Consider the following 12,722-nt stretch of genomic DNA (forward strand, 5'->3'; position numbering starts at 1 on the left):
TTCATTTCCTAAAAAAAACTATCTTGCATTTATTCCATCAACAATCAAAAACAATGAATATCCAATCTCAAACATCTCATCAAAACCTCCTCGAGGAAAGAAAAAAACGCCTTGAAACAATCAAGTTGGGCGGAGGACTCAAAAACATTCAAAAACAACACGAAAGAGGTAAACTTACCGCCCGTGAACGCATTGATTACCTAATTGACGACAACTCTGAATTCTTAGAAATCGGAGCTTTTGTAGGCTACGAAATGTACGCTGAACATGGCGGTTGTCCTGCGGGAGGCACAGTTGGCGGTTTAGGTTATGTATCTGGGCGACTTTGTGTTATTGTTGCCAATGACCAAACCGTAAAAGCAGGAGCGTACTTTCCTATTACAGGCAAAAAGAATCTTCGTTTTCAAGAAATTGCCATGCAAAATCACCTACCAATCATTTATTTGGTAGATAGTGCAGGCGTTTTTCTACCAATGCAAGACGAAATTTTCCCCGACCGTGAGCATTTCGGGCGAGTTTTTTACAATAATTCACTCATGAGTGCGATGGGAATTACGCAAATTTCAGCCGTTTTGGGCAGTTGCGTAGCGGGTGGAGCGTATTTGCCCATCATGTCGGACGAAACGCTAATGGTGGAAGGTCAAAGTTCTATCTTTTTGGCTGGGCCATATTTAGTAAAAGCCGCAGTTGGGGAAGATGTGGACGCTGAAACTTTGGGCGGTGCAGTTACACATACTGAAATCTCGGGAATTGCCGATTATAAATTCAAAACCGAACAGGAATGTTTAGACCAAGTAAAACGCACAATTGGTAAATTAGGTAAACATCCAGATGCTGGTTTCGACAGAGTTGAAGCAAAAGAACCAACCAAAAACCCAGAAGAAATACTCAATTTCTTCCCAGAACTAAGAACAAAACCTTACAATATGCTCGAAATCATTGAGCGATTGGTAGATAATTCGGAATTTGACGAATTTAAAAAAGATTATGGAAAAACTATCATTTGCGGATACGCTCGCATCGACGGTTGGGCGGTTGGCATTGTGGCAAATCAACGTATGGTCGTGAAAAGTGCTAAAGGCGAAGTACAAATTGGTGGTGTGATTTACAATGACTCAGCCGACAAAGCTGCTCGTTTTGTGATGAATTGCAATCAAAAGAAAATTCCATTGGTTTTCTTACAAGATGTAACGGGTTTCATGGTTGGTAGTCGCTCTGAACATTCGGGAATCACCAAAGACGGAGCGAAAATGGTTAATGCCGTTTCTAATTCTATCGTTCCTAAATTTACCATTATCATCGGAAATTCTTACGGAGCGGGCAATTACGCCATGTGCGGAAAGGCATATAATCCGAGTTTTATTTACGCTTGGCATTCGGCAAAAATAGCAGTAATGGGCGGTGAACAAGCCGCCAAAACGCTCTTACAAACACAAATTGGCTCAATGAAAGCTAAAGGAAAGGTTTTAACCAAAGAAGAGGAAGATGCTATTTTACAGGAAATTATGGAACGCTACAACACTCAAACTACGCCATACTACGCAGCGGCTCGACTTTGGGTGGATGAAATCATTGACCCACTGGACACTCGAAAGGTCATTTCAAAGGGGATTGAGGCGGCTAATCATGCTCCAATCACGAAAGATTTAAAAGTTGGAGTTTTTCAGGTTTGAGAAGTAAATGAAAAAACAAAGTAAAACTTTAACAAAATTCACTTTACTATATTAAAACAATATATTACTCATAAAGTAAAATTGGGATAACCACTAATTATAAACGGTGTATTGGCATAGCTCTTTACACCGTTTTTTTATTTTCATTAATAGCTTTCAAACTTTACCCTCAAAAGTCTATTCTTAAACTCCAAAGACTAAATATCCCAGCAAAATATAACTTGCATTTATCAAATATTTTGTATAAATTTTACTTCCTAAAAACTAAAACTAATCGGTTATGAAAAAAGTCTCCAATCTTATTTATCACAAAGGAAATACAGTTACGGTAATTGACGCATCAAAAACGGTTTATGATGCCTTAGAAATTATGGTTCAAAAAAATATTGGAGCATTGGTTGTTTACAATGAAGATAAATTCGTTGGCGTAGTAACTGAACGAGATTATGCCCAAAAAGTAATTGTGAAAGGGAAACATTCACATGATACCTTAGTTTCGCAAATTATGCAACCATCCCCTGCAACAGTGAAGTTTGAAGATTCTATCGAAAAATGTATGGAGTTAATGTCCGACAAACACATACGTTATCTACCAGTAGTTGCCGATAGCCACGTAGTTGGCTTGGTTTCAATGGGTGACGTGGTGAGATATATTATTGAAGATCAGAAAAATACAATCAATCATTTACAGAATTTTATTTCTGGAGGAATGTAAAATATTTGGGTAGAGACAAGGCATTGCCTTGTCTCTATTTGTTTAGTCCAATGCCTTGTCTCTATTTGTTTAGTCCAATGCCTTGTCTCTATTCGTTTAGTCCATTGCCTTGTCTCTATTTGTTTAGTCCATTGCCTTGTATATTTGTTTTATTGTCAATAGGTTAATTAGACAAGGCATTGCCTTGTCTCTACCAAGAAATACCAACAAAAAATCATACTCCTAAACGTCAAATCCAGCTAAATCTTTAAATTCTGCAACACGAGCAGATAATTCATCTTCTGATAAATCTATTAAACGCTCTGTACCGAATTTCTCTACGCAGAAAGAAGCCATTGCTGAACCATAAACGATAGCACGTTTCATGTTTTCAAAAGAAATATCATCTGTTTTCGCTAAATAGCCAATAAATCCGCCTACGAAAGTATCTCCTGCTCCTGTTGGGTCAAAAACTTCTTCCAATGGTAACGCTGGACAGAAGAACATTTTATCTCCTTGAAATAACAATGCACCATGCTCACCTTTCTTGATAATCAAGGTTTTAGGCCCCATTGCCATAATTGTTTTTGAGGCAGTTCTTAATGAATAATCTCCAGATAACTGGCGAGCTTCTTCGTCATTGATACACAAAACATCAACCATTTTCAAGACAGTTTTCAAATCGTCCATGGCAATATCCATCCAGAAATTCATGGTATCCATTGCAATCAATTTAGGACGATTTGCCAAACGGTCAATTACCGTTTTTTGAACTGCTGGCGTTAGATTTCCTAACATCAAATATTGACAATCTTGGTATTCAGCAGGAACAATTGGGTCAAACGTACCTAAAACGTTCAATTCTGTCACCAATGTGTCACGAGAATTCATGTTATTATGATAACGACCAGACCAAAAGAATGATTTTTCACCTTTCTTAATTTGAAGTCCTCTTGTGTCAACACCTTTATTTTCAAGAAGTTGAATATATTCTTGGGGAAAATCTTCTCCTACTACGGCAACTAAGTTGATAGGGGTTTTGAAATAAGATGCCGACAAAGAAATGTACGTACCTGCACCACCAATAATTTTGTCTGTTTTTCCGTAGGGAGTTTCGAGGGCATCAAACGCCACCGAACCGATTGCTAATAAACTCATTCGTTGATTTTAAAAATTAAAATGGAGGATAAACCTTATAAGTGAAAACCCAAAACACTATTGCTTAGGTTTTTATGAATATGCAAAGTTACAATATTGTTCCGAACTATGATTTATGGGGATTGAATGTTTTTTAGATTGTAAAATCACATAACACTCATTCTGAACCATGATTTATGGGATTGAAGGATTTTAGGATTATTAAAATCACCATTAACTAAATCACAACTCACCATTAACTAAATCACAACTCACCATTAACTAAATCACAACTCACCATTAACTAAACCGCTTCAACTAATTCTTCACTTTTAATTTGTCCACCTTGTGGTTTCAAATCTCTCGACATATAACTATAAACCGCAGGAATAATGTAAAGCGTTAAAGTTGTGGCAAATAACATCCCTCCTACTACGGCAATTCCCATCGAAACTCTACTTTGAGAACCTGCTCCCAAAGCCAATGCAATCGGTAAAATACCCAAAATAGTACAAAGCGAAGTCATCAAAATTGGTCTGAAACGAGCCACAGCAGCTTCTTTGGCAGCTTCTAATTTTGTCCTTCCCATTTCTTTGCGTTGATTGGCAAATTCCACAATCAAAATACCATTTTTGGTAACTAAACCAATCAATACAATAATTCCGATTTGTGAGAAAATATTTAAGGTTTGCGAGAAATCCCAAAGTGATAATAACGCTCCTGCAACTGCTAAAGGAACAGTCAAGAGGATAATTAAAGGGTCAACAAAACTCTCAAATTGAGCTGAAAGAATTAAATAAATCAAAATTAAAGCCAAAGCAAATGCAAATACTAAAGATGAAGAAGATTCTTTAAATTCCTTCGACTGTCCATCATAAGCTGTTGAAAAAGAAGCATCTAACGTTTCTTTCGCAATTTTATCCATTTCATCTAATGCCTCTCCCAACGTTACACCTTTAGCCGCTTGTGCTTGTACCGTAGCCGCCACATAACGATTATAACGGAATAATTGAGGGGGTGTACTTTGCTCGGTAATTTTCACCAAATTATCCAATTGAATCAATTCATCACGATTACTTTTTACGTACAATGAACGTAAATCTGACACGTCATTTCGCTCAGGACGGTCAATTTGTCCAATAATTTGGTATTGTTTTCCATTCATTAAAAAATAACCAAATCTACGTCCCGAAAGCCCCAATTGAAGTGTTTGAGCTACATCTTGAATAGAAACTCCTAAATTTTGTGCTTTTTCACGGTCAATTTCTAAGCGTAATTCTGGTTTTGTAAATTTCAAATTCACGTCGGCAACTTCAAATTTTGGGGACTCCCGAACTTTAGCCATAAATTCTGGGATAGCTTTCTTGAGTTTGTCAAAATTTGCGGCTTGGATTACAAATTGAACAGGCAAACCTCCTCCACGTTGACCTGTTTGGATGGTTGGTTCTTGGATAACAAACATTTTTGCACCCGTATATTTTTTCAATTTAGGCTGAATTTCCTCCACAATTTTTTGTTGGCTTCTACGGGCAATTGTATCACGCAAAACCACTCGCATTGCTCCCGTATTGGCACCTCCATTTCCGAAGGGTGGCGAAGTAATCGTCACAACCCCAATTCTTTCAGTTGACGATAATTCTTTCATCAAGAAATTACCCATTTCGTCGGTAATGCCCAACATATACTCAAAAGTTGCCCCTTCTGGAGCAGTTGCCGAAATCCTAAAACCACCTCTGTCTTCCATCGGGGCAAGTTCTGAAGGAATTGCATCAAATTTGAAGAGTGAATAAATAATTCCGATAAACAAAATCATCAGAACCCAAGCCGTACCTCTGATACACAGAAAACCTGCCAATGAATTTTCATAAGCACTGGTAAATCCTTGAAAAAATGGTTCTGTCACTCTATAAAACCAAGGCTGATGATGTCCACCTTTCAAAATTTTAGAACTTAACATTGGCGTTAAAGTAAGCGAAACAAAAGCTGAAATAATTACCGAACCAGCCACCACAATCCCAAATTCACGGAAAAGTCTTCCTGTAATTCCTTGTAAGAAAATTACAGGCAAAAACACCGCAGCTAACGTCACAGTTGTAGAAATTACGGCAAAATAAATCTCTTTTGAACCTGCCAAAGAAGCATCCCAAGGCGACATTCCTTCTTCGATTTTGGCATAAATATTTTCCAAAACCACAATAGCATCATCTACCACCAAACCAATTGAAAGAACGATTCCTAACAAAGTCAACACGTTGATAGAGAAACCCATCACGTACATAATGAAAAATACGCCAATCAATGAAACGGGAATAGCCGTTAGTGGAATAAGCGTTGAACGCCAGTCACGCAAGAAAATGAAGATAATTAAGGCAACAAGCCCAATGGCGATAAAGATAGTTTCTTCAACCTCTGTAATGGAACGTCTGACGAATTGTGTATAGTCAAAACCTAAAGTAATTTCTACGTCATCAGGTAAAGTGCTTTCTATTTGTACTAATTTCTTCTTAACATCATCCACAATTTGAATCTGATTGGCTCCAGGTTGTGGAATTACCGCCACCGCAATCATCGGAGTCATATCACGTTTGAAGAAAGTCTTTTCGTTTTCGGGGGCAAGTTCTGCCAAACCAACATCACTAAATTTTACTACCTTATCGGCTTCCTCACGGAGAATTAGGTTATTGAAATCTTCGGCAGTCGTCAAGCGTCCTTGTGTCCGAACAGTCAACTCGGTCATTGCTCCCTCAATACTCCCAGAAGGCAATTCGATATTCTGTTTGGTCAAAGCACTCACAATATCAGGAGCAGTTAAGCGATACGAAGACAATTTTACAGGGTCAATTCTCAAACGCATAGCATATTTTTTCTCTCCCCAAATTTGCACTGAACTTACGCCCGCTACCGTCTGAAATTTCTCTTTGATATTACGAGTAACCAATTCATTCAACTCCAATAAATCTCGTTTTTCAGACTTCACGTTGATAAAATAAATGGGATTTGAGTCTGCATCAGCTTTTGCCACTACGGGTGGGTCAACGTCTTTCGGAAGGTTCGCTAATGAACGAGCCACACGGTCACGTACATCGTTGGCGGCATCTTCAATATCAACGGCTAAATCAAATTCAACGGAAATAGTTGAACGCCCGTCTCTACTCGAAGACGTAAGCGTACGAATACCCGCAATACCGTTAATGGATTCTTCTAAAGGCTCAGTAATCTGCGACTCGACAATATCTGCATTTGCACCTGTATAGTTCGTCTGGACGGTCACAACGGGCGGGTCAACACTCGGAAATTCTCGGATACCCAAGTAAGTATATCCAATTACCCCAAATAAAATAATCAAAATAGACATTACAACCGCCAAAACGGGTCGTTTAATACTGGTTTCGGAGATAGAAGCCATAATTTTGGATATGTTTTATAAATTGATGAAGGTTCTCTTTCTCAAAAATTCAAAGATATTTTGATTTTTGAGGTAATATTAAAATTTGCGTTACTTTATTGGAGTTATTACTTCTCTTATATCGACTTCTCCATCAGGTTTAACTTGCATAATACCCGTAGTTATCAGCGTGTCTCCGATAGCCAAACCAGAAATTACTTCAACCGTTTTTTCTCCTCTTACGCCTAATTGAACTTTCATCGGTGTAGCTTTTCCATTTTTAACAATAAAAACTTTATTTCCCTTCAATTCTGGGATTACAGATTCTGTCGGAATCATCAAGGCAGAACCCTTACTTTTCAATACCAACTCGACTCTCGCAAAAGAACCTGGAATTAATTTTCTGTTGGGGTTTGGGGCAATCGCACGAATTTGTAATGTTCGAGTATTAGGGTCAATTTTAGGGTCGATTGCATAAACCGTTCCTATAAATTTCTGTTCAGAGTTTTCAACGGTAAAATCAATTTTACTTCCTGATTTTACAATCGAGGAATATTTAGCAGGAATTGCGAACTCAATTTTAGCGGGATTGGTATTTGTAAGTGTTGCAATTTTTGTAGTAGGTGAGATATAACTTCCTAAACTGACAAATCTAAAACCAATCGTTCCATCAAATGGAGCTTTTAAAGTCATTTTTTGAATTTGAGCGGATAGGTCTTCAATATCAGCAGAAATCGTATTCACGGAATTGACAGCAATATCGTATTCTCTTTGACTGATTGCTTCTTTTTCGAGTAACCTTTTTTGGCGAGCTTCATTATCCTCTGCCAATTTTTTATTAAAACCCAATTTTTTCAAACGAGCCTGTAAATCTTCATCATTGATGTGCAATAAAGTTGTGCCTTTACGTACAAAATCACCTTCTTTGATATTCAGCGTTACAATTCTTCCCGAAATTTCACTTCTGATTTCCACCTCCTCATTGGGTAAAATCGTTCCATTGGTATTTACCAAATCATCAAGACGAGTCGGTTTTATAATAGCTACAATTACCGAAGTTTTCCCTCCTCCCTTACTATCTCCTGCCACTTCTTTCTTAACATTTCCCTCTTTTGGCTGCAAAAAAGCCTTAATCTTGGGATAAAAAAACAATCCTATTATAATAAATATAGTAAGTACCGTCAGAATATTCTTCGTAATTTTTGACATAGATTTTAGAATTGATGAATTGAATTTAGTCCCGAAAATACGTAAATAATTACTTTAATCAACTGAATTATATACTATTTGACGCAAAACCTCACCCCCGACCCCTCTCCGTTGGAGAGGGGAGAAAAAAGAGGTCGAATGCTCCCCTCTCCAACGGAGGGGGTGAGGTTTTTATTGAAAAAACTTGACTTCCGTCAAATTGTATATACTTCCGTTAATCAATAACGATAAACCATTTAGAGGTTGAATTAATGACATTAGAGAAGCTTACGAATTAAAGGAATAAAAAAATCTCTGCCTATGGAGCAGAGATTTCTAAAATTCTTTATTTCAAAAAGATATGTTACTACTGATTTATTTCATCTAATTTTTCAACTAATAAAACACTTTGCTTATTTGCAGCACTTTTCGGCATTTTTTGTTTAGCTGTTTCATAAAAATATTGAATTATTGTAAAAGTGGTGACAAAGTAAAATACTACTGACAGTGTTTTATAGAAATTCCAATGATTATTTTTCAAATCATCCAATATTATCCAAATTACAAATGCCGATAATAATGAAATTCCAATCAATATCCTTACCACGTTTTTATCAGAAAAACCTAAATAGGCAAAATGATGTGTAATGTGGTCACGTCCACCTACGAATGGAGAAACGCCACGAGCTAACCGTCTAATGGTTACGGTTGTGGTATCAATTAATGAAACGGTAAATGCCAATGCGGGAACTAAAAATTGATGTGCTTGGAAACCTCCATCTGTTTCATCTCTAAATATCCAAAAATATTGGATACTTACCCATGCTAAAAATGAACCTAAAAATTGGCTGCCTGTATCACCCATATAAATTTTAGCAGGATTCCAATTAAAGAACAGAAAGCCTATTAAAGCTCCAAGCGTCCCAATAATTAAGGCAATATCAACTAAATTCAAATGCTCTAATTTAAAAACAATCACAAGAGCAACTAACAATGAGATGATAGAAACACTTGTCACAACACCATCCATATTGTCCAACATATTGATTGAGTTCATCATACCTACCACCCAAATCATCGTAAACCAGTAATTAACCCAACTTACATCACAAATATAAATAGAATTGCCTGAGATTATAAAAAAAATACCACAAAGGAACTGCCCTATAAACTTTACAAGCGGACTTGTGTTATAACTGTCATCAGCTAAACCAACAAAAAAGCCTATGGTCATAGGTAATAGTAAACCTAATATTAGATAATTAGAATCCCATTTAAGGATCTTAAAATAAGTTGATGCAGTAATTAAAACCACTAATAAGATAAATACTGCATAGAATGACATTCCTCCAACTGGGGGCTTTGCGGCACTTGCCCACCTAATTTGACTACCTCCCTTATTCTTACCAAAAGATGAAGCATTTTTAAGAAAAAAGTTATTAACTCCATAGGATGTACATAGGGAGACTAAGAGTAATAGTGAAGTAATTATAATAATTGAGTATAATTCGGTCATAATTATATTAAAAAATAATAGAACAAGTCATTTAATTATCTATTAAACAACTCCAAAATCCTATCTATACCATCAGAAATTGGCAATAATTCTCGCCCTAAAATTTCTTTCATTTTGGTATTATCAGGTTTTCTACGAGTCATATCCCCTTCCTCTAAAGCAGACAAATGAATAATTTTTGAATTAGAGTTAGTCTTTTTAATAACTAATTTAGCTAAATCTAAGATAGTCAACTCAATATCTGAGCCTAAATTAATAACATCATTTATTATCAAATCATTATTCAAAATTCTAACGGTAGCATCTAAATTATCATCTATAAAGCAAAATGTTCTTGTCTGAAGGCCGTCGCCGTAGATCGTAATATCTTTATTTGCTTTTGCTAATTTTATAAATTTTGAAATAACAAAATCTGGGCTTTGTTTAGGCCCATAAGTATTAAAGAATCTGAATATTGTAAAATCTAAATCATGCTCCTTTTTAAAGGATTTAACAAATGCCTCTCCAATGTTTTTTACGATTGCATAAGGCAATTTAGAATTTAAGGGTGTTGTATGCTCATTTTGAGGAAATTCAACAGGCTCACCATACACTTCTGAAGAAGATGAAAAGAACACTCTCTTAACTCCAGTATTTTTAGATAGATTCAGTACGTTTTTTATACCCTCAATATCTTGTAATACCATCAAAGGGTTTTCAAGAGTCCTTTTCACACCTACAACTGCTGCATAGTGAAAAACATAATCAAATTTATATGCCAACATTATAGCCGATAAGTCTTGATAATTGTTCACATCACATTTAATAAAATGATAGTTTTCTGTTGATAAACATAAATTTTTCTTGTGTCCCGTCAAAAAATTATCTATCGAAACTACAAAATTACTCTTATCAAGAACTAATTGATCTGCCAAAGAACTCGGCACGAATCCCGCTCCTCCTGTTATTAATATTTTTGACATTCTTACTTTTGAAATTATTATCTAATTATTTATATTACTGAACAAATTTAATGAAAACAAACTCTAAAACAAACTCTAAATTATTAAGTGGTTACAAATAACAAAGCCCAAGTAAAATACTTGAGCTTTAGTAATAATAAGATTCTGAAAACTATTTCTTAGATAATTTCTTAGAAACAGCACCCGTTTCAGTCTTTAATGTATATAAGTAAGTTCCAGAATTAATTCCTTCTCCCGAATATTTAACGGTATGATTGCCTTCTGATACTTCTTGATTATCAACTAAAGTTGCGATATTTAAGCCCATTATATTAGTAATAGATAGGCTAATTTTTCCTGCTTTAGGAACATAATATTCAATTTCTACTGATGATTCAAATGGATTTGGGTAAGCATACATACTTACTTTTTCACTTGTTTCTGCACCAGCAATTTTAGAAGAAGCTTCTATTTTTCCAATACTTGCCTTGAAAGATGCTCCACTCTTTGCCGAGAAACCTGGCAAAAGGGTTACAGACTTTCCAGCTTCATAATGAACTTTTGAATCTTCGCTTACCACGTTAGAAGCACTGATTTTCTCAGTTGCAACCTCGTGTTTGGTAGTCTTATTGATGTTATCAGTAATTTTCAAGTTTACATCTTGAGCAGAAGCAACTCTCACCGACATCACACAAAAGAACATCCCAACTATTTTTAGATAAGTTCTCATCTGATTTTAAGTTAAAAGGTGTTAAGATTAGGCAACAGGGATTAGTATTTTATGTAAATACTTTATACCTCATACCTTATACCTCATACCTAAGTGACTACTTCTTTCTCAATTTACTCATTTGTTTCTTCAATGACTGAATTTCTGCCGATTGAGCATCATTAGCTTTCTTCATTTCTAAAAGATAAAGTGTCAATTCTTCCACTTTTTCCAATAATTTAATGTCAGTCTTATTCAAGTTGTTACCAGTTGCAGCCATTTCTGTTGCACTTGCTACATTTGGTAAGTGTCCGTTGATAGCAATAAATTTCTCAACTTCTTCTAAAGACATTCTCTTATAAGAAGGTTTGAAAACATAGTCAGGCCAAGATTCAGCACCTTCTACTTTAACATTTACTTCTTTAGACAATACACCACCTTTAACGATAAGAGCATTCCCATCTAAACCAGCACCATTGATAACAACACCGTTTGTGCTATTATTATACAAATAACCATCAGCATTTTTCCAAGTGCTTTCAGCAACTGGATTTGATGAAGTTGTTGTAGCACTACCCGCTAATTGCACTAAAATAACGTCTCCATTTGCATTAACACTTAATACTTTATTAGATCCACTTGTAGGTGTTGTAGCACTCCCAGAAGTAAGATTTGTAAATCTTAATCCAGAACCAGAAGTGGCGGTAATTTCTAATTTTGCATTGGGAGCGGTATTACCAATACCTACGTTATTATTTATATTTCCAAGAATAAAACTATTACTTGTAGAAGCAAATGCCCCATTTCCTATTGCTGCAGCATTTGATACTCCTGAAGTACCATTTGCATAATGACCAATAAAAGTATTTTGAGAACCAGTGGGATTATTTGCCCCACTCGCATAACCAATGTATGTATTATAATCACCCGTTGCAGTATTACCTGACTGGCTACCCAAATATATGTTGTTTAGACCAGTAACGTTTGCACCTCCAGAATTATATCCAAGAAAAACATTATCTCTTCCACTTGTGTTCTGAAAACCTGCAACTGCTCCAAGGAAGACATTAGTATTTCCAGTAGTGATAGAATATCCAGCAGCACCACCTAAAATCAAATTGTCTCCTCCGGTTGAGAGTATTCTTCCTGCCCTATCACCTACGCAAAGGTTGTTACTTCCAGTAGTAGACGCATTACCAGCAGTTGTACCAAAAAAAACGTTTCCTCCCGATTTTATTCTTATTACAGGGATCCCACCAATATTAAAAGAACCATCATTAGGTACATTTAATGTTCCACCTGCAATAGTAATATCAACAGGATTAGTAATTGTTAAAGACTGACCGACTGGTGCAGTGATTGTTTGTGCAATAACAGGTATAGTACATAAGCCCATAAACCCTAAAAGTATTAATTTTTTCATCAGTTTCTTTTTTTTAAATTAAAAATCCAATCTACTTGAGTCAAAAATAGTAAAAA

Annotated in this window: 9 protein-coding genes; 2 read left to right on the forward strand and 7 right to left on the reverse strand. The window is 35.9% G+C overall.

Annotation, left to right across the window (positions count from 1 at the left end):
- Positions 1-53 precede the first annotated feature (53 nt).
- Both VB796_RS19530 and VB796_RS19535 read left to right on the forward strand, forming a co-directional pair.
- Positions 54-1,673, forward strand: coding sequence for an acyl-CoA carboxylase subunit beta (locus tag VB796_RS19530; RefSeq protein WP_323348270.1), 1,620 nt, complete (start codon positions 54-56; stop codon positions 1,671-1,673).
- A gap of 280 nt (positions 1,674-1,953) precedes the next feature.
- Positions 1,954-2,388 (forward strand): CBS domain-containing protein, encoded by a 435-nt coding sequence (locus VB796_RS19535; protein ID WP_323348271.1) that lies wholly within the window; start codon positions 1,954-1,956, stop codon positions 2,386-2,388.
- A 222-nt stretch (positions 2,389-2,610) separates the two neighbouring features.
- On the opposite strand, the gene VB796_RS19540 is transcribed toward VB796_RS19535, so the two are convergent.
- From VB796_RS19540 to VB796_RS19570, 7 genes are all read right to left on the reverse strand, one after another.
- The gene (locus VB796_RS19540; RefSeq protein ID WP_323348272.1) at positions 2,611-3,525 is read right to left on the reverse strand and encodes a PfkB family carbohydrate kinase; all 915 of its coding nucleotides are present in this window, start codon (positions 3,523-3,525) and stop codon (positions 2,611-2,613) included.
- A gap of 283 nt (positions 3,526-3,808) precedes the next feature.
- A complete protein-coding gene (locus VB796_RS19545; protein WP_323348273.1) occupies positions 3,809-6,910 on the reverse strand; it encodes an efflux RND transporter permease subunit in 3,102 nt (1,033 codons plus the stop codon).
- Positions 6,911-7,000: 90 nt separating this feature from the next.
- Positions 7,001-8,098 carry an efflux RND transporter periplasmic adaptor subunit gene (locus VB796_RS19550; protein WP_323348274.1) on the reverse strand — a complete coding sequence of 366 codons (1,098 nt, stop codon included), beginning with the start codon at positions 8,096-8,098 and terminating at the stop codon, positions 7,001-7,003.
- Positions 8,099-8,444: 346 nt separating this feature from the next.
- Positions 8,445-9,593 (reverse strand): MraY family glycosyltransferase, encoded by a 1,149-nt coding sequence (locus tag VB796_RS19555; RefSeq protein WP_323348275.1) that lies wholly within the window; start codon positions 9,591-9,593, stop codon positions 8,445-8,447.
- Positions 9,594-9,628: 35 nt separating this feature from the next.
- Positions 9,629-10,555 carry an NAD-dependent epimerase/dehydratase family protein gene (locus tag VB796_RS19560; protein ID WP_323348276.1) on the reverse strand — a complete coding sequence of 309 codons (927 nt, stop codon included), beginning with the start codon at positions 10,553-10,555 and terminating at the stop codon, positions 9,629-9,631.
- A gap of 151 nt (positions 10,556-10,706) precedes the next feature.
- Complete coding sequence (locus tag VB796_RS19565; RefSeq protein WP_323348277.1) at positions 10,707-11,264, reverse strand: 3-coathanger stack domain-containing protein; 558 nt, start codon at positions 11,262-11,264, stop codon at positions 10,707-10,709.
- A gap of 97 nt (positions 11,265-11,361) precedes the next feature.
- Positions 11,362-12,666, reverse strand: coding sequence for a bZIP transcription factor (locus tag VB796_RS19570; RefSeq protein ID WP_323348278.1), 1,305 nt, complete (start codon positions 12,664-12,666; stop codon positions 11,362-11,364).
- Positions 12,667-12,722: the final 56 nt, after the last annotated feature.

Source organism: Arcicella sp. LKC2W (genome assembly GCF_034931005.1).
In the GTDB taxonomy this organism is placed as follows: Bacteria; Bacteroidota; Bacteroidia; order Cytophagales; family Spirosomataceae; genus Arcicella.